This is a genomic window from Acinetobacter sp. YH12045 (assembly GCF_013419925.1).
Lineage (GTDB): Bacteria > Pseudomonadota > Gammaproteobacteria > Pseudomonadales > Moraxellaceae > Acinetobacter > Acinetobacter amyesii.
Window position 1 is genome coordinate 192,801 of the sequence record NZ_VOZE01000003.1, and the last position, 18,776, is coordinate 211,576.

An 18,776-nucleotide genomic window follows, 5' to 3' on the forward strand; every position below is an offset into this window, starting at 1 on the left:
AAATTTCAACCATTATAAAGCTATTTAACAAATGATAAAAATAAAAAAGCCTCCTTTACAGGAGGCTTTTTTGTAATAAGCAAATTAATTGCTTAATTCATTAGTTAAAACCACTTTGAATTAAGCTAAAAATGAACTGTTGTAATTCAGGTGAGATCGCAAAGTATGCCACTTGAGAAACTGCAATGATTGGATCTGGATATACACCGATCAACAACACAAGTGCAGCTGCGCCAAGCACCATAATACCACCCACTTTTTGACCCCAATGATCGACAGCGTCGATACGTGGGTTTTCTGGTGGAGTCATGTACATCACAACCATCACACGTAGGTAGTAGTACAAACCGATACCTGAACCAAGGATCACCATTGCAGCTAAGAACCATGAACCACCAGCAACTGCTGTTTTGATCACAAGGAACTTACCAATAAAGCCCGCTGTTAATGGGATACCTGCAAGAGATAACATCATGACAGTGAGTGTTGCAGTCAACACTGGACGACGCCAGAACAAACCACGGTACTCAGCAAGACTACCTGCTTCGTCTTTGTTGTTGTAAGGGCTAGACATCAGTGTCACAACACCGAACGCACCAATCGTTGTTAATACATAAGTAATCACATAAACGTTGACGCTGCTGAATGTTGCAAAGCCTTGTACTTGAACAAAGTCAGTATTACGTGCACTGACAATCGCAACAAGTAAGTAACCAAAGTGAGCGATTGAAGAGTATGCAAGGATACGTTTCAAGTTCACTTGACGTACTGCTAGTAAGTTACCCGCAAGGATAGACAATACTGCAATGATGGTCACGATCGTGATGAAGCTGTCAGAAAGGATTAAGCCAGAAGCCAAGAAGTAACGAACGAATAGACCGATCATTGCCACTTTAGCCACAGTCGCTAAGAATGTCGCGATTGGCGCTGGCGCACCTGCATACACGTCTGGTGTCCATTTGTGGAATGGCGCAAGAGACAATTTAAATGCAACAGCAAATACAATCAGTGCAAGACCAAGGACTACACCCGGTTGGCTGAAAGTTGTGAACATTTTGCCTGGTTCAGCAACGAATGCCATTGTACCTGTATACGCATATACATAAGCCATACCCATCAACAACATCGCAGAAGCGGTTGCTGAAAGCACCAAGTATTTCACACCCGCTTCAAGCGACTGTGAACGTTGGTGTGTATAAGCCAATAGGCCGTATACAGGAATCGACATTAACTCAAGGCTGATAAAGAATGACGCATAGTGAGAACTTGCAACCATTAACAATGCACCTGTTACAGAGCACAGCATCAAGATATAAAGTTCTTCACGGTTATCTTTATAGGTTTCGATATACGCATGTGACAATGTGCAGCAAGCAAGTGCTGCAATCAAAATCACGAATTGGTACAACATCGTAAATGGATCTACGATGAACAAATTCATTACGTTTGCAGGTGCATACTGCCCTGCAACGAAAACAAAAATAATATAAAAGGCTGCAAGGTTCAGACCAATAACGGAAGTCGTTGCAACTAAATTGTGGTTACGCTTGATTGCAATTAGCAACATCACGATGATCGCAGTTAAAGCCACGATCATCACAGGAGCTAATGGCATAAGCTCAGAAAATGACATTGTGAAGTCCATGGCTTATTGCATCTCCACATTTTCAGGTTGTACAGCAATCTGCTGCACAACATCAACGACTTCTTGAACTGGAATATAGCTATTTGCAATCCACGCCATGCTTGAATTTGAAATATCAAGGAAGCTTTGTGGGAATAGACCAAGCCATACTAGACCAAGAGCACAGATTAAAAGAATCACAACTTCACGCGCATTTAAGTCTTTCAACGGATTTGCGTAATGCTGTTTTTGTTCTTCGTTTGGTGTACCAAACAACGCTTTGTGGATCAGGATTAAACCGTAAAGACCGGCAAATACTAAGCTTACTGCAGCAAGGATTGTATACACAGGGAACTTGTCATAAGAACCCATCAAGATCAGGAATTCACCGATGAAGTTACCTAGACCCGGAATACCTACAAGTGCCGCAACAAAGAACATTAAGAAGAATGAAAGGTATTGGAACTGACCACGAATACCGCCCATCAAACGCATGTCACGTGTATGCAGACGTTCGTAAACCTGACCACACATAATGAACAATGCAGCAGAAGATAGACCGTGAGCCAGCATCATAATCATCAAGCCTTGGAATGTCAGGATGTTACCTGCATACAAAGCAAGAAGTACGAAGCCCATGTGCGAAATAGATGTGTACGCAAGCAGACGTTTCATGTCTGTTTGTTGGAATGCACACCATGCACCGTAGAAAATACCGATTAGACCAAGAATGATCGCGATGTCAGCAAACTGAGCAGATGCTACCGGGAAGAATGGAATAACGAAACGTAAAAGACCATAAGCCGCAGTTTTAATCAAGATACCTGCAAGGTCGACAGAACCCGCTGTAGGTGCTTGTGCATGTGCATCTGGTAACCAGCCGTGTAATGGGAAAACTGGAAGTTTTACCGCAAAACCAATGAACATACAGATCATGAATGCATACGCAAGTGCTGGAGCTTTTGCCTCAACAGTGTGTGCAACACTCATCAAGAAGTCATAGTTAAAGCTGATTTGACCGTGAAGTTGGAAGCCAACAACCACTAGACCCAAGATACCGATCAACATGATCAGACCCGCAACCTGAGTATAGATAAAGAATTTAGTTGCAGCGTAAACGCGTGACTTACCTTCTGCTCCTTTATGACCCCAAAGTGCGATCAAGAAGTAGATTGGTACCAGCATCATCTCCCAGAAGAAGAAGAATAGGAACATGTCAATCGCTAAGAATACACCGATCACACCACCTAAAGACCAAAGTAGGTTTAAGTGGAAGAAACCAACGTTCTTTTGAATCTCACCCCATGAACAGCCAACTGCAAGTACACCCAGTAATGCAGTTAAACCCACCATAAGCAGTGAAAGACCATCCACCGCAAGGTGAATGTTAATCCCTAAAGTGGTAATCCATGGTAGGTTAAATTGAGCAGCCCACTGTGGAGCTTGTGTACCCAACTCGTAGTTATAAGTACCGCTTTGCCATAAAACGACGGTTAACACCAACGTTAATAGCATACCAATTAAGGCAATATAGCGTGGTAAGTGCTTGTCGAGTTTATCGACAAGCCAGCATACAAAACCTGCAATGAACGGAATAAGGATCAGAGCGGGTAGAATTAAATTGTTTGGAGTTTCCATTTTATTTCCCCACGACCTGAATCACGACCAGGATCAATAGTAATGCAAACGTACCGAATGCCATACTAGATGCGTATTCACGCAATGAACCTGTTTGACGTGAACTTGTAAAGCTATTACCGCCTTTAACAAGTGCAGGCAATACAAGCCATAAGCCGTCAATTGGATCACGACCAAAGATTTTAGCCATTAGCAAATAAGGCTTAACGAAAACAATGTTGTACAAAGCATCGAAACCAAGTGCATTACGACAGATATTTGCAAGACCCGCGCCCAGTGAAGTTTTCGCGAACGATTTTACTGCACCATAAGCAAATGCAAATAAAACAACACCGACTACAAGACCTGCAAGTGCAATACCAACAGCTGTGTATTCAGCGCTATGCATACCATGTTCTAGCGCTTCTGGAATATTAAACGCTGGGATTTGTGCAGCATTTAAAATATTCGTTACTGGTGCTTTTAATACATAAGCTAAACCAGTTGAAAGCACTGCAAGAATCGCCAATGGACCCCAGTAAGTAACACCTTTGATTTCGTGGTAAGGCGTGTTTTCTTTACCAAAGAATACAACCCAAATAAGACGGAATGTATAAATTGAAGTTAAGAACGCACCTGCTACACCAGTCCAGTACAAGCAGTCATAAACTGCAATCGCTTGACCTTTCACCCATACCGCACCAAGAATCGCATCTTTCGAGAAGAAGCCGATCGTGATGAATGGAATCGCAGCCAATGCACCGCCACCAATCGCGAAACAAGCAAACAAGAATTTGTTTTTGTGGAATAGACCACCCATCTTGAAGATGTTTTGTTCATGATGGTAAGCCAAAATCACTGCACCAGAAGACAAGAATAATAATGCCTTGAAGAATGCGTGAGTCAGCATGTGGAATAGACCAGCTTGGTAAGCTTCAGCACCTACAGCCATAAACATATAACCCAACTGACTCATAGTAGAGTAAGCAAGAATACGTTTGATGTCTGTTTGTACCAATGCAGCAAAGCCTGCTACTAACAATGTCACTGCACCCGTGATTGAGATGAACATCATCACTTCTGGCGCTTGTTCAAACACGCTGAACATACGGCTACATAGGTAAACACCCGCCGTTACCATTGTTGCTGCGTGGATCAATGCAGATACTGGTGTAGGACCAGCCATCGCATCTGCCAACCATGTTTGTAATGGGATCTGAGCAGATTTACCTGCAGCACCCAAGAACAACATCAATGCAGTCCAAATTGCAATCGAAGAACTCTGAGCCAAAACTGTTGGCGCAGCAGCCACAACTTCTGCAATGTTTAAAGTGCCGAATTGTTGGTAGATCAAGAACAATGCAATCAGTAAGAATACGTCACCCACACGTGTCACAGTGAATGCTTTAATTGCAGCAAAACCGTTTGCAGGTGTTTGGTAGTAGTAACCAATCAATAGGTATGAACATAGACCTACACCTTCCCAACCGAGGAATAACAACGCTAAGTTGTCACCCAACACTAAAAGCAGCATGCTTGCTACGAATAGGTTGAAATATGAGAAGAAACGTGCAAAGTCTTCTTCGCCACGCATGTACCATGTTGCAAAGATGTGAATTAAGAAACCCACACCTGTGATCATGCCCATCATCAATAATGATAAGCCATCTAAATGAAGCGTGAAGCCCGGTGCTAAGTTACCTGCACTGAACCAAGTCCAAAGATGCTGAGTTGTTGCAACTGAACCATTATTAACAAAGTCGATACCGGCAATTAATGCAAATAAAGCTGAAAGACCAACTGAACCTGCACCAATAATTGCAGCAACTGATTCAGGAAGGTTTTTACGACCTGCCGCCAACAGGATAAAACCAATTAGCGGGAAAAGTACTGTTAAATATAAATAACTCATCCGCGCATCTCACTAGCAGCATCCACATCCAGATGATGGAAGCGATGATAGAACTGAAGGACGATCGCAAGACCGATACACGCCTCTGCTGCAGCAAGCGTTAAGATCAAGATAAACATCACTTGACCATCTGGCTGTGCCCATGCGCTTCCTGCCAAAACGAACGCTAAAGCAGCAGCGTTCATCATGATTTCAAGGCTCATTAAAATAAATAGTAGGTTGCGTCGAACCATCACACCGTAAAAACCCAGTGCAAAAAGAATGGTTGCAACGATCAAACCATGTTCTAAAGGGATGTTGCCCATTATTCTTTGTCCTCTTCTGCACCTGGCTCACGTTTGCCAAGATGGAATGCAGCGACAAGTGCGCCAAGCAATAACATCGCAGCAACTTCAACCAGCAATAAGTACTGAGTAAAGAGTGAAGTACCCACTTCTTTCGGACCGACAACTTGAGCACCCATGATAGTGCCAGCAGTTGTGTAGTCTGACTTCAACATCCAAACAAGGATTAGACCCATCAGGAAGCTCATCAACGCAGGATATGCCCACGCTGAAGAAGTCAGCCATTTGCTTTCTTGTTCAACTGTATTTTGACCAAGATTCAGCATCATCACGACGAATACGAATAGCACCATGATTGCGCCAGCGTAAACGATAATTTCGAGGGCACCGGCAAACGGCGCACCCACGATCATGAAAATACCTGCAACTGCAAGTAAAGAGATAATCAAGCTTAATAAAGCGTGTACTGGGTTCGTGTTAGTTACAACACGAACGGTAGAGACGATGGCCACAAGCGCCATCAAATAAAATGGCCACATCATGGTAATAGACTCCGTACATCAACTGGTGTGCTTTCGCGTTGAGCCTGACCTTTATCTTTACCAGCAACAGCCATACCTGTTACGCGGTAGAAGTTATAGTCTGGGTATTTACCAGGACCTGAGATAAGAAGGTTTTCTTTCTCATATACTAAGTCCTGACGAACATACTCACCTAACTCAAAGTCAGGTGTCATTTGAATCGCAGTCGTAGGACATGCTTCTTCACACATACCGCAGAAAATACAACGTGAGAAGTTGATACGGAAAAATTCCGGATACCAACGACCATCTTCTTTTTCAGCTTTTTGTAGTGAAATACAGCCGACTGGACATGCAACCGCACAAAGGTTACATGCAACGCAGCGCTCTTCACCATCAGGGTCACGCGTTAACACGATACGACCACGGAAACGTGGTGGTACGATGTCTTCCGCTTTAACCTCTGGATATAAAATGGTGTCACGTTTACGTGTCGCGTGTGAGAATACCATCCACAACGAACGTACAATTGACCCAAATCCAGCTAGAAATTTAAACATTTTATTCTCCCTGCTGTCTTAGGCCTGATTCATCAGAATCACAGCACCAGTTACCAGAAGGTTAACCAACGCCAATGGCAAGCAAATTTTCCAACCAAAGTTCATGACTTGGTCATAACGTGGACGCATTAAAGAACCACGAGCCAAGACAAACATCATTACAAAGAATGCTGTTTTAATAATGAACCAGAACGCAGCTGGAATGAATGGAATATCTAGGTTGAAAGGCGCTAACCAACCACCGAAGAATAAAGTCACGATTAATGCAGAGATCAGTACTACGTTGACGTATTCCGCAACGAAGAACATACCCCATTTCATACCGCCGTATTCGACATGGTAACCTTCCGCCAATTCTTGTTCTGCTTCTGGTTGGTCAAATGGATGACGGTGAGTTACCGCAACACCCGCAACCACGAAGATCAAGAAACCTAAGAACTGAGGAATAACAAACCAAACATCACGTTGAGCTTCAACAATTTCACGCATATTGAATGAGCCTGCAATCGCAACCACACCCATCAGTGAAATACCCAAGAACACTTCATAAGAAATGGTTTGAGCAGCAGAACGTAAACCACCAAGTAATGCGTATTTGTTATTTGATGACCAACCACCGAACAATACTGCATATACCGCAATACCAGCCATTGCCATAAAGAACAATAGACCGATGCTCATGTCTGAAACACCTAGATAAGGTGAAACAGGAATAACCATGAACGATAGCACCGCAGTTGCCATCGCAACTGCTGGAGCCATACGGAAAGTCAATTTGTCAGCAAATTTTGGTGTCCAGTCTTCTTTGAACATGATTTTCAGCATGTCGGCAACGATCTGGAACATACCGCCCGGACCTACACGGTTTGGACCGTAACGGTCTTGCCACAAGCCGAGTAAACGACGTTCAATAAAAGACATCAACGCAGCGATCAATACCACTACCAGTAAGATCACAATTGCTTGAAGAACTGAATAGGCGATTGGCCAGTTTTCAGCCCACAGCGGCGTTTGACGGATTAATTCTTGTTCCATGAATTACACTCCTACCGCGACTGAAACAGGTTCTGCAAGCGATACTGTAGGTGCTAGACCCACTGGGTAACCGATATAACCTGTAGGTAAGTATTCAATCACTTGAACTGGAAGGACGATTTCAACATCCCCTGCTTTCACAGCGATACGTTGACCATCTTGAACATTTAAGCGTGCTGCATCTTGTTCACCCACAGCAAACATTGCTTCAGGAATACGTGATTCCATCGCAGGTGTTTTCACTGTAAATTCACCAGAAGCGAAGATGTGATGCATCGGTACAAGACGGAAGCTTTCACCATTAACCGCAACAGGTGCTGGTGCAACGAATGTACGTGCTGGACGTTTCGCTAAACGATCGAATAAACGAACGCCTGCATCGCCACCTTTTAAGTGACCACCCACGTTGTCTTGGAATTTGTTCCAAGCTTGTGGTGAGTTCCAACCTGCAGACCAAGCAAATGGTACAAGTGAAGCTGGAGTTTGGTTACCTACATAACCTTCCATAGAGAACGTCAACGCAGAGTCTTTATCGACTGGTTGTTTTGGTTCATGAATAGAAAGTGGTGCGCGCATCGCAGTACGACCTGAGTAACGACGTGGTTCACGTGCCACTTTCAGACCATGTACACGGAAGCCAGCATCTGGTGCGACATCTTGAATCGCTTCAAGTGCAGGAACGTTTTTCGCTACTGACTCGATAACATCATCAAGAAGTGTCCAAGAAATCGCTTTGCCTTTCACGCCAGTTTCAATGGCATGTAACCAACGCCAAGATTCTTTGATCGCAAGTTCAGGTTTGTAGTAGCTTGGGTCATACACTTGGTAGAAACGTTGTGCACGGCCTTCTTGAGAGACAACAGTACCATCACCTTCAGCAAATGAAGCAGCAGAAAGTACGATGTTGGCTTTTTTCACAGTTTCAGTTTCAGAATGGTCAAGTACGATCACTTCTTTCGCTGAAAGTGCAGCATTTACCTGAGCAGCTGGTAAACGACGATAAAGGTCATTTTCCACCACGATCACGGTATCGTAATCTTGTGCAAATGCTTGTTCTAAGCTTTGACCACCAAAGATCGCTAAGCCCATTGAGTTCACTTCAGGAACAGTCAATGTTAAGCCCGCATTACCAAGGTTCTGTGCAACTTGTGCAGCAGCCTCCATGATTGATGCGTCTTGTAAGCTTGTACCAGAGATGATTAATGGTTTTTTCGCAGCTTTTAAAGTGTCAGCAATGGTTTGTGCAAATGCTTTTGCATCGTCATCCAAACCTAAGATCACTTCACCTTTCACAGCAGCAGCGACCGCAAAACCTAAACGTGCAATGTCGTTAGGTGATGCAACAACTTCACCGGTAGCAACATCAGCTAAACGTGTTTGAGTGGCAGCAAGGATGTAAATCGGAGATTTGGCATCTTGAGCAATACGTTGTACAGGTTCAGCCAACCACTCTTGCGTACGGCGCTCTGCAGCCATTTCTTTGGCTTTATTTTTCGCAGCTTGGCGAACAGATAGAGCCATACGAGGCGCAGTTTGAGTCAGATCTTCACCCAAAATCAACACAGCATCGTAGCTTTCGATTTCACGCATACCTGGGTTATAAACACCTTCGGTTTGCATGATAGAAGCTGCAAGCTCAACAAGTTTTTGCTCTTTTTGAGACATACCTGTTGAGAAGTTGTCTTGACCTACAAGTTCGCGAAGCGCGAAGTTTGATTCAAGTGACGCACGTGGTGAACCGATACCCAATACTTTTTTGCCTTGGATATTTTCAATTACGGTATCCAATGCTTGGTCTACAGAAACTGTAGTCACATTTGCACCAGAGCGGAATTGTGGTTGACGTGGACGATCTTCACGGTTCACATAACCCGTACCAAAACGACCTTTATCACACAGGAAGTATTGGTTAACTTCACCGTTGAAACGGTTTTCTACGCGGCGCAGTTCACCATAACGCTCACCCGGAGAAATGTTACAGCCCGAAGAACAGCCTTGGCATACGCTTGGCGCATACTGCATGTCCCACTTACGGTTGTAGCGAGCAGAGTGGGTTTTGTCGGTGAATACACCTGTTGGACAAACTTCAGTCAAGTTACCCGAGAATTCAGATTCTAAAGTACCTGATTCTGGACGGCCAAAGTAGACACGTGATGCGTTGGCATACACGCCGAAGTCCGTACCACCTGCGTAGTCTTTGTAGTAACGCACACAACGGTAACACGCGATACAACGGTTCATTTCGTGAGAAATGAATGAGCCTAGCTCCTGGTTGTAATGCGTACGTTTAGTGAAACGGTAGCGACGACGGTCATGCTGCGTCATTACAGTCATATCTTGTAAATGACAGTGACCACCTTCTTCACAGACCGGACAGTCGTGCGGGTGGTTAGTCATCAAGAATTCAACAATCGAAGCACGGAAATCTTTTGCTTCTTTGTCTTCAATCGAGATGTAGGTATTGTCAGCAGCAGGCGTCATACATGACATGACCAAACGACCACGCGTATCTTCCGGATTCGCGTATTGGGTCACGGCACATTGACGGCAAGAACCGACAGAACCTAAGGATGGATGCCAACAAAAGTATGGGATATCAATGCCAAGACTCAAACATGCTTGTAGCAAGTTTTCCGAGCCGTTGACTTCATACGATTTGCCATCGACATGAATTGTAGCCATAGTCGAATTCCTTAAGCTTGTTCTACGTTGCTGGTTTGAGCGGCGGCATTCACAACCTTCGCTTCAAATTCGCCACGGAAATATTTGAGTGCGCCCATAAGCGGCTCCATTGCACCCGGTGCATGGGCACAGAAAGTTTTACCAATCCAAAGCTTACGAGTCAGTTCTTGTAAGTGATCGATATCTTCTTTCTTACCTGTGCCATCTTCGAGTGCTTTCAGCGCTTTCACAGCCCAAGGCAAGCCATCACGGCAAGGCGTACAGAAACCACATGATTCGCGTGCAAAGAATTCTTCTAGGTTACGTGTTGCTGAAACCATACATTGGGTTTCATCTACTACCATGAGCAAACACGTACCTAGACGTGAACCTGCTTTCATGATGTTTTCCGCATCCATAGGAAGGTCAATGTGTTCAGCAGCAAGGAAGTCTGTAGAAGCACCACCCGGTAACCATGCTTTGAGTTTTAAACCATCACGCATACCACCCGCATGATCTTCAATCACTTCACGCGCAGTTGTACCAAATGGAAGTTCCCAAAGACCTGGGAATTTTACTTTGCCTGAAGCGCCATAAATTTTAGTACCTGGATCTTTCGACTTACCTTCAGATAAACCGATATACCATTCAGGGCCACGAAGCATAATTGCGGGTAAGTTGTTGTAAGTCTCTACGTTGTTTACAATCGTAGGACGACCCCAAGCACCTGCAACTTGTGGGAATGGCGGTTTAGTACGAGGGTTCGCACGGCGACCTTCAAGCGAGTTAATCAATGCAGTTTCTTCACCACAGATATAACGCCCCGCACCGGTATGCACGTGTAACTCGAAGTTCCAACCTGTACCTAAGATGTTTTCACCCAAGTAACCTTTGGCACGAATTTGGTCCAATGCTTCATTTAAGTATTGAGCCGCTTCGACGTATTCACCACGGATGAAGATATAACCCTGTGTTGCTTCTAATGTATAAGCAGCAATCAACATACCTTCGATCAACTGATGAGGAAGTTTTTCCATCAACAGACGGTCTTTAAAGGTACCTGGTTCCATTTCATCGGCATTACAGATAAGGTAACGAGGGCCTGAGTTATCATTTGGCGCCATAAGCGACCATTTGATCCCTGCAGGGAAGCCCGCACCACCACGACCTTTTACTGTCGCAGCTTTAATCACTTCAAGCACTTCTTTCGGTTGCATGCCAACAGCTTTCTTAAAGCCAGCATAACCTTCAAGTGCTTCGTAATCATCTGCACTGCGAACGTGTTCCTGTTTGCTCAAACGCCAAGTTAATGGGTGAGTTTCTGGGTTACCGTCGCCATAAATTGGTTTTGGTTCAGTATTCATACATACTTCTCCAATAACTGTTTAATTGAAGTCACTTCAACTAGACCGTGAGTGTCTTCGTCAATCATTAACGTCGGACCTTTGTCACAGTTACCTAGGCAGCAAATTGGCAATAAAGTAAAGCGACCATCTGCAGTCGTTTGACCAAATGAAATGCCTAATTCACGCTGGAATGCTTCAGCAAGTGTTTCCGCACCCATCAAGAAACAAGCAATCGAGTCACATAATAAAATTACGTGGCGACCAACTGGTTGACGGTAAATACGGTTATAGAAAGTTGCAACACCTTCTAGGTCTGCAAGGCTCATGCTAAGCAATTGCGCAATAGCATTCATCTGTGCATCATCTACCCAGCCATTACGGCGTTGTACACACTTCAAAGCATCAAGACATGCTGCGCGTGGGTACGGATAGTGACCAATGTGATGTTCGATATCGTGGATTTCTTCCGCAGTTAAAATCCCTTCAACATTCACACGTGGTTTTTTGTCAGTCAAAATCATCATAATGCGATTACCCCTTAGCGATCCACGTCAGCCATTACGACGTCAATTGTCGCTAAATAAATGATTAAGTCAGACATTAAGCTGCCGTTAATCACAGAAGGCATTTGCTGTAAGTGCGTGAAGGTTGGTGTACGGATACGTGTACGGTAACTCATCGTTGACTTGTCTGAAGTCAAGTAGTAGTTCGACGCACCTTTTACCACTTCCGCCATTACAGAGCTTTCGCCTGCTGGCATTACAGGACCCCATGACACGCTCAAGAAGTGCGTAATCAATGTTTCGATGTCTTGTAAAGTTTTATCTTTTGGTGGTGGAACAGCCAGTGGATGGTCTGCTTTGTATGCACCAGAAGGCATGTTGTCTAAACATTGCTTGATGATTTTCAGCGATTCTTCAATTTCACGGAAGTGAACAAGAACACGTGCATAAGCATCGCCTTCGTACTCTAAAGGCACATCAAAGTCGTAGTTTTCGTAGCCGCTATAAGGACGGTATTTACGAACGTCGAAATCAATACCTGTAGCACGTAGACCAGTACCCGTTACACCCCAAGCCAATGCAGATTTAGCATCATACTGAGCAACATTACGGGTACGACCGATAAACACTGAGTTTTTAAGTGCTGCAGTGTAGTACTCGTTCATACGCTTCGGCATCCAATCTAGGATTTCGCGAATGAGGTGCTGCCAGTTGTTTGGCAAGTCGTGCGCTGTACCACCGATACGGAACCATGCTGGGTGCATACGGTAACCCGTGATCGCTTCGATCGCGTCATAGATTTTTTGACGGTCAGCGAACATATAGAATACTGGGGTCATACCGCCGGCATCCTGAATCGCAGTACCAATGAACAATAAGTGGTTATTGATACGGAACAATTCAGACATCATGACACGGATACATTGTGCACGATCAGGAACGGTAATCCCTGCCATTTGCTCTACGCCAAGAACGTAAGGCATGTTTTGCGCACAACCACCTAAGTAGTCAACACGGTCTGTATACGGAATGAATGAGTGCCATGTTTGACGCTCAGCCATTTTTTCCACACCACGGTGGTGATAGCCGATGTCAGGAACACAGTCTTTCACTTCTTCACCGTCCAACTGCAAGATCACACGGAATGCACCGTGCGCAGATGGATGGTTAGGACCCAAGTTTAGGAACATGAAGTCTTCATCATCGTTCCCACGCTTCATACCCCAATCTTCAGGTACGAAACGAAGATGTTCTTGTTCGTAATCCTGTTTCGCTTGGTTTTGGCGATAAGGCGTGTATTCAGTCGCACGTGCAGAATATTCTTTACGTAACGGGTGACCTTCCCAATATGTTGGCAACAAGATACGACGGAGCATTGGATGCCCTTCGAAGTTGATACCAAACATGTCGTAAGCTTCACGTTCGTACCAGTTGGCATTTGGCCAAATGTTGGTTGCCGTTGGAATGTTCAAATCTGACTCATTCAATGCAACTTTAATACGAATATCACTGTTACGCTCAAGCGATAACAGATGATAGAACACAGTGAAGTCAGATGCAGGCAGACCATCGCGGTGTGTACGTAAACGCTCATCAACCGCAGACAAGTCAAACAGCATCACGTATGGACGTGACACAGTACGCAAGAACATTAAAACGTCTTGTACACGTGCGCGCTCAACCCAGACTGTTGGAAAGTCTTCAAAAGTCGTTTGCACGTAGAAGTTCTCACCAAATTTGGTTTTGAGCTCTTCTACAATTGCAAATGCAGGGCGGGAATCAACTGGAGTTGATTCTGGCATAGCAATGTCAGTTTCAGCCATTGGCTTGGCTTCCTATTTAATACAAATTCAGTCAATCAAAACGACAATTACACCCAGTCCGGGTGTATCAATATTCCGTCGCAGTGATTATTTAATTTCATCCATTGAGCGTAAGTTTTTCACTGCAATACGCTGTGCGTTCTTACGGTCACGTTCTGGCATCATCTTTGGCTTATACACTGGCTTAAGATCATCACCAATCACGGCCGATAAAGGACGGCGCTCAAGTTGAATCTGGTCTTGCAATAACATCAATGCCTGAATTAAAGCTTCAGGACGTGGTGGGCAACCCGGGATATACACATCGACAGGGATGATTTTATCCACACCTTGTACAACTGAATAAATGTCGTACATACCACCAGAGTTTGCACATGCGCCCATTGAGATTACCCATTTAGGCTCAAGCATTTGCTCGTACAAACGTTGAATTACAGGCGCCATTTTCATGAAGCATGTACCTGCAACAATCATCAAGTCAGCCTGACGTGGTGAAGCACGAATAACCTCGGCACCGAAACGTGACAAGTCATGCACGCCTGTTAAAGTCGTTGCATACTCTACGTAGCAGCAAGATGTACCAAAGTTGAACGGCCAAACTGAGTTTTTACGACCCCAGTTTACTGCTGTATGTGCAACATCCTCTAAACGAGTCATGAACACATTTTTATTCACTTCTTCTTCAAGCGGATCGGTAACGATTTGACGCTCTTGAAGTGGATATTGATCAGCATCCGGATTCGCACGGGTTAATGTATATTTCATCCCGTCTTACTCCTTGTCAGATGATGCAGTCGGTGACTTAGATTTCACACGACCAGATGATTGCGCTGGAATTTGACCTGTAGGGTCCATAACCAACTCTTCAATAGAGTTAAAGCGTGTGATTTCTGCGATATCCATATTTGGCGAACCAATTTTAGGTTTAATTCCCGCCGCTTTACGCTTGTCAGAAGGTGACCAATTCAAACCACCAGAAGACAATTCATAAACCAAACCAGCAAGTAAAACTAAAATAAAGACTGCTGCAGCTGCAAAACCAACCCACCCAGTTTCACGAACAGAAGATGCCCATGCATAAAGGTAAAGTGCTTCGATATCGAACACCACGAAGAAGATCGCAACTAAATAGAATTTCGCAGACAAGCGAATACGTGCACCACCAGCACCTACTACACCTGACTCAAATTGCTCTTGCTTAGCACGACCCCATGATTTACCCCCAAGGAGTAAAGGGACGGTCAGCATAAAGACGCAAAGGAATGTAACGCCGATCACGAAGGCAATAATTGCCCAATCGTATGGAGTAATGGCACTCATGCGGGGATAACTCCTGGCAGGCCTATTTATTAACAAAGAATGTATGTATTGGCCTTCAAATACACCAAACACAAAATTAATCCCGCCAATTGTACCTGATTGAGGAGGCTTCTTGCTAGCTTATCGATATTCGTCTTTAGGATGATTTTTTAATCATTTCAGCATTTAAATTGGGTTTACTCCCTTAAATTTAGGATTAATCGTTTAATTAGATTAGATCTTATTTTTTTATTAATTATTACATTTATGCGATTTTAACAGAAAACTATGACTGTTCAGTTTCATGAACAAATCCTTCAACTTTTAGCTCATGTATTAAATTTTCATGGCCGTATCATTTATTAAATAAATTCCATCTTGTTTCAAATTGGTTGCCTTTTTTATCCCATCTATTAGCTTTGATCTTTCCCCTAAAATGAAAAACAAGTTGAATTAGCACAAAGAAAAAAGGCTTTTTTTAGCTTCTTGTGACTTTTTTGCAATTCTTTGACACGATCCACAAAGAGTGTGATATTTGTAGTTAAAACAGAAAAAGCAATCACAACGGAGAGACAATAATGACTTTAGAATTTACGCATAAACCTGATTATTTTCTATCTGCACAATTGGTGATTCACCATATTAAAAGCTACTTAGATAAGCATCCTGATGCTCAAAATGCCATTTTTGATTTACGTGATATTTATGAGTTGTTACGACAAGATTTAGCTTCTGCAACAACCAACCTTAACGGAATTATGAATATTGCAGATGAATATAAACTTGAAACTTTAAACGGTGATCAAAAACTTATTAGCAATTATTCTATCGATGCTAAAAACAACTCCTTACTCATCGATTTTAATGCAGATGCTCTTGCCGCATTAAAAAATGGCAAACCTATTATTGAACCCGATGCAACAATTACGGAATAAGTATAAAACTGATATCAAAAAGCCATTCAAATTGAATGGCTTTTTATACTTATCATTCACCAAAATCAGCTTAGCTACATATCTAAGCTAACTTAATTTTCATTGGTACTCGGTTCTTTAACATCTAACTTCGGTTTATTTTTCTTAAAACGAGTTGCAGGCCATGTCATGGTGAAACGCGCCCCGCCTAATATTGGACTTTCATCAATATCAATAGTCCCGCCAAACCAATATGCAATACGACTAACAATCGATAAGCCTAAACCATAACCCCCTGAAGCACGGGTACGACTATCATCTAAACGCGCAAAGGCATCAAAAATACGCTTACGATCTTCTTCTGGAATGCCGGGGCCATCATCTTCAACACAGATATAAGCCATACCTTCATCATTCACACCACCACTAATCAGCACTTTATCATCACAATATCGCACTGCATTCCCCACCAAGTTTTGCACAACACGGTGTAAATAGCGACGCTCGGTTTCCACAACCACTCCAATTGGTGGTGCTTGCAATTCCAAGGTTTTCCCAGTCTTTAAGGCTTCTGTTTCAATCAGAACCTGATCTAAAACTTCAAACAAGCTAACGTCTTCAAACTCCAAAGATGGCATACCCTGTTCGAGCTTAGCATAGGTCATGATTTCATCAATCAAGGTATTGAGGGCTTCGATATCTTTGTCGATTTGTTCAACTTGTTGCTGACGGTAATCGTAGTCGTCTTCATCCGCCATCATTTCAACACCAAAGCGAATACGTGCCACGGGTGTCCGCAGTTCATGCGATACCGCGCGCATTAACTCACGCTGTGCTTCAATTAAACGCTCAATATGATCTGACATGGAGTTATAGCTCGATGCTAAAGTACCAAACTCATCCGTGCTTTCGACAGGCAGACGTACAGATAAGTCCCCGCCCTTCATTTTATTTAACGCATAATTTACAGCACGCAGCTTACGTTGCATCGGCACCAATAGACCATAAACACCCAAGCTCAAGACAAACAAGCTCAGTAGCGTAATACCCGCTGCCAACTGGAAAGGCATCCAATTAAATAATGGTACCGGCCCCATGACCAAGACTTCTGAAGTTGAGCTTGGAATTGGTGATACGATCGAAATAGTTGTGCCGCGCTCAGTCGCACTATCACGATACAAAATAATGCTGTGATCTAAGCGTAATCGGCCGATTTGCTCAGAGTCTAAAGGTAAACTTTGAACATTTTGAATTGAAATTGGGTAAGAAAAATGATGCTGGATTTTTTCAAGATATTGTTTTTCTTGACCAGGGTAATACACCAAATAATCCAGTATAAAGACAGGCAACGCCTTCATTTGGCGTTCTGAAATATTATCGGCTTTAATATACAGCAGATGTGCAGGGTCATCTTTTAAGCCAATAATAATGTAGGCTGCCGTCGTTTGTGCGTCCCAACGCACTACAGCTTTACGTTCTTCTATACGTTTTGTTTCCGCTCGGGTTAAATCAACCTGATTAGCTTTTACATAATAAATAGGCAACTCAAGTAGATCAGATGCATCTGACACCCAATCTGACTTTTGTTGTTCATTTGGCTGACGTGCAATACCTTCACTTATAATGAAAGCCAAACCGTCAGTAAGCGATTCACGATATTCTTGCGCGCGCTGGTAGTTAATGATTTGCACCAGCAAATAGCCAAATGTAGCGACTAAAAAGACTAAAATCAGTAGCCCCGCATAAACGCGCAAAAATATACTGTGTTTAAACACGTAAAAGTGTCCTACTTTGCCAAACTAAGGGACGGTATTTTACATTAAATGCCGTTGGTTTCTTTTACGAATAAATAACCTTTACTACGTACGGTCTTAATACGTTTCGGATTTTCTGGATCATCACCAATTTTTGGACGAATACGCGAGATACGCACGTCAATTGAACGGTCTTGACCATCGTATTCAATACCACGCAGACGCTCAAAAATATCTTCACGAGAAAGAATGCGACCCGCATTAGATGCCAACAACCATAAAAGGTCATATTCTGCACTGGTAAAGTCAACCAACTCATTATTGAGTGTGACAGAACGACCACCATTATCAATTACAAGATCATCAAATTCGATGCGCTGTGCAACCTCATCTTCTGGTGCTTTGTCTGTACGACGTAATAATGCACGAATACGCGCAAGTAAAACGCGAGGTTGAACAGGTTTTGCAACATAATCATCTGCACCCATTTCTAGACCCAACACTTGGTCCATGTCTTCGGTACGTGCAGTCAACATTAAAATTGGTTGATGGTAGTGTGGACGAACTTCACGACAAATGGTTAAACCATCGGCACCCGGAAGCATCACGTCGAGTAATACCATATCTGGTTGTTCAGCGATAATACGGCGAATCGCACGATTACCGTCTGGTTCTACCCCAACTTCAAGTCCGTTACGGATTAAGTATTCTTGAGTTAAACGAGCAAGACGCTCATCGTCTTCAACAATTAAAATTTTAGGTAACTTTTCTTCTTGGCTCATTGATTGCCCCTTATTTGATTGGGCGTATCCTATTTGAAATCCGATAGATACGCTTAAACATAGTTTGCAATATACACACGTTTACATTGTAAACAAGATGGCATTCACCAAACTGATACATCAATATCGTATTTTGTAATA

Annotated in this window: 16 protein-coding genes; 1 reads left to right on the plus strand and 15 read right to left on the minus strand. The window is 43.4% G+C overall.

Annotated features, from left to right (window positions below):
• Positions 1-100: 100 nt before the first annotated feature.
• From nuoN to ndhC, 13 genes are all read right to left on the minus strand, one after another.
• Complete coding sequence (gene nuoN / locus FTU02_RS05995) at positions 101-1,645, minus strand: NADH-quinone oxidoreductase subunit NuoN (RefSeq protein ID WP_180156314.1); 1,545 nt, start codon at positions 1,643-1,645, stop codon at positions 101-103.
• A 3-nt stretch (positions 1,646-1,648) separates the two neighbouring features.
• Positions 1,649-3,262: an NADH-quinone oxidoreductase subunit M gene (gene nuoM / locus FTU02_RS06000; RefSeq protein WP_078192291.1), complete on the minus strand. Its 1,614-nt coding sequence runs from the start codon at positions 3,260-3,262 to the stop codon at positions 1,649-1,651.
• Between the two features lies 1 nt (position 3,263).
• On the minus strand, positions 3,264-5,153 hold the full coding sequence (gene nuoL / locus FTU02_RS06005) for an NADH-quinone oxidoreductase subunit L (RefSeq protein ID WP_180156316.1): 1,890 nt from the start codon (positions 5,151-5,153) through the stop codon (positions 3,264-3,266).
• On the minus strand, positions 5,150-5,458 hold the full coding sequence (gene nuoK / locus FTU02_RS06010) for an NADH-quinone oxidoreductase subunit NuoK (RefSeq protein ID WP_067665227.1): 309 nt from the start codon (positions 5,456-5,458) through the stop codon (positions 5,150-5,152). The genes nuoL and nuoK overlap by 4 nt, the downstream gene beginning before the upstream one ends.
• Positions 5,458-5,976, minus strand: a complete 519-nt coding sequence (nuoJ, locus tag FTU02_RS06015; RefSeq protein ID WP_180156404.1) for an NADH-quinone oxidoreductase subunit J — start codon at positions 5,974-5,976, stop codon at positions 5,458-5,460. The genes nuoK and nuoJ overlap by 1 nt, the downstream gene beginning before the upstream one ends.
• Positions 5,976-6,518, minus strand: coding sequence for an NADH-quinone oxidoreductase subunit NuoI (gene nuoI, locus FTU02_RS06020; protein WP_078191099.1), 543 nt, complete (start codon positions 6,516-6,518; stop codon positions 5,976-5,978). The genes nuoJ and nuoI overlap by 1 nt, the downstream gene beginning before the upstream one ends.
• Positions 6,519-6,536: 18 nt before the next feature.
• Positions 6,537-7,553 carry an NADH-quinone oxidoreductase subunit NuoH gene (gene nuoH / locus FTU02_RS06025; RefSeq protein WP_078191100.1) on the minus strand — a complete coding sequence of 339 codons (1,017 nt, stop codon included), beginning with the start codon at positions 7,551-7,553 and terminating at the stop codon, positions 6,537-6,539.
• Between the two features lie 3 nt (positions 7,554-7,556).
• On the minus strand, positions 7,557-10,235 hold the full coding sequence (nuoG, locus tag FTU02_RS06030) for an NADH-quinone oxidoreductase subunit NuoG (RefSeq protein ID WP_180156318.1): 2,679 nt from the start codon (positions 10,233-10,235) through the stop codon (positions 7,557-7,559).
• 11 nt (positions 10,236-10,246) lie between these two features.
• Complete coding sequence (nuoF, locus tag FTU02_RS06035) at positions 10,247-11,578, minus strand: NADH-quinone oxidoreductase subunit NuoF (protein WP_180156320.1); 1,332 nt, start codon at positions 11,576-11,578, stop codon at positions 10,247-10,249.
• Entirely contained in the window at positions 11,575-12,084 is a 510-nt protein-coding gene (nuoE, locus tag FTU02_RS06040) for an NADH-quinone oxidoreductase subunit NuoE (RefSeq protein ID WP_078191103.1), read from the minus strand. The genes nuoF and nuoE overlap by 4 nt, the downstream gene beginning before the upstream one ends.
• 14 nt (positions 12,085-12,098) lie before the next feature.
• A complete protein-coding gene (gene nuoC, locus FTU02_RS06045) occupies positions 12,099-13,886 on the minus strand; it encodes an NADH-quinone oxidoreductase subunit C/D (protein WP_180023140.1) in 1,788 nt (595 codons plus the stop codon).
• Positions 13,887-13,973: 87 nt separating this feature from the next.
• Positions 13,974-14,651, minus strand: a complete 678-nt coding sequence (locus FTU02_RS06050; RefSeq protein WP_078191105.1) for an NADH-quinone oxidoreductase subunit B family protein — start codon at positions 14,649-14,651, stop codon at positions 13,974-13,976.
• A gap of 6 nt (positions 14,652-14,657) precedes the next feature.
• Positions 14,658-15,206 carry an NADH-quinone oxidoreductase subunit A gene (ndhC, locus tag FTU02_RS06055; RefSeq protein ID WP_078192295.1) on the minus strand — a complete coding sequence of 183 codons (549 nt, stop codon included), beginning with the start codon at positions 15,204-15,206 and terminating at the stop codon, positions 14,658-14,660.
• A 557-nt stretch (positions 15,207-15,763) separates the two neighbouring features.
• On the opposite strand from ndhC, the gene FTU02_RS06060 reads away from it, so the two are divergent.
• The gene (locus FTU02_RS06060) at positions 15,764-16,120 is read left to right on the plus strand and encodes a hypothetical protein (protein ID WP_078192296.1); all 357 of its coding nucleotides are present in this window, start codon (positions 15,764-15,766) and stop codon (positions 16,118-16,120) included.
• Between the two features lie 92 nt (positions 16,121-16,212).
• Here FTU02_RS06060 and bfmS read toward each other — a convergent pair whose 3' ends face one another.
• Both bfmS and bfmR read right to left on the minus strand, forming a co-directional pair.
• Complete coding sequence (gene bfmS / locus FTU02_RS06065; RefSeq protein ID WP_180034533.1) at positions 16,213-17,874, minus strand: sensor histidine kinase BfmS; 1,662 nt, start codon at positions 17,872-17,874, stop codon at positions 16,213-16,215.
• Positions 17,875-17,918: 44 nt separating this feature from the next.
• On the minus strand, positions 17,919-18,635 hold the full coding sequence (gene bfmR, locus FTU02_RS06070; RefSeq protein ID WP_067764711.1) for a response regulator transcription factor BfmR: 717 nt from the start codon (positions 18,633-18,635) through the stop codon (positions 17,919-17,921).
• Between the last annotated feature and the right edge of the window lie 141 nt (positions 18,636-18,776).

Excerpts from the sequence above, each read along its gene's own strand:
- nuoI (WP_078191099.1), bottom strand. The coding sequence starts at position 6,518 with ATGTTTAAATTTCTAGCTGGATTTGGGTCAATTGTACGTTCGTTGTGG.
- nuoH (WP_078191100.1), bottom strand. The coding sequence starts at position 7,553 with ATGGAACAAGAATTAATCCGTCAAACGCCGCTGTGGGCTGAAAACTGG.
- nuoC (WP_180023140.1), bottom strand. The coding sequence starts at position 13,886 with ATGGCTGAAACTGACATTGCTATGCCAGAATCAACTCCAGTTGATTCC.
- bfmR (WP_067764711.1), bottom strand. The coding sequence starts at position 18,635 with ATGAGCCAAGAAGAAAAGTTACCTAAAATTTTAATTGTTGAAGACGAT.
- FTU02_RS06060 (WP_078192296.1), top strand. The coding sequence starts at position 15,764 with ATGACTTTAGAATTTACGCATAAACCTGATTATTTTCTATCTGCACAA.
- nuoF (WP_180156320.1), bottom strand. The coding sequence starts at position 11,578 with ATGAATACTGAACCAAAACCAATTTATGGCGACGGTAACCCAGAAACT.
- nuoM (WP_078192291.1), bottom strand. The coding sequence starts at position 3,262 with ATGGAAACTCCAAACAATTTAATTCTACCCGCTCTGATCCTTATTCCG.
- ndhC (WP_078192295.1), bottom strand. The coding sequence starts at position 15,206 with ATGAGTGCCATTACTCCATACGATTGGGCAATTATTGCCTTCGTGATC.
- nuoE (WP_078191103.1), bottom strand. The coding sequence starts at position 12,084 with ATGATGATTTTGACTGACAAAAAACCACGTGTGAATGTTGAAGGGATT.
- nuoK (WP_067665227.1), bottom strand. The coding sequence starts at position 5,458 with ATGGGCAACATCCCTTTAGAACATGGTTTGATCGTTGCAACCATTCTT.
- nuoJ (WP_180156404.1), bottom strand. The coding sequence starts at position 5,976 with ATGTGGCCATTTTATTTGATGGCGCTTGTGGCCATCGTCTCTACCGTT.
- nuoL (WP_180156316.1), bottom strand. The coding sequence starts at position 5,153 with ATGAGTTATTTATATTTAACAGTACTTTTCCCGCTAATTGGTTTTATC.
- nuoN (WP_180156314.1), bottom strand. The coding sequence starts at position 1,645 with ATGGACTTCACAATGTCATTTTCTGAGCTTATGCCATTAGCTCCTGTG.
- nuoG (WP_180156318.1), bottom strand. The coding sequence starts at position 10,235 with ATGGCTACAATTCATGTCGATGGCAAATCGTATGAAGTCAACGGCTCG.
- FTU02_RS06050 (WP_078191105.1), bottom strand. The coding sequence starts at position 14,651 with ATGAAATATACATTAACCCGTGCGAATCCGGATGCTGATCAATATCCA.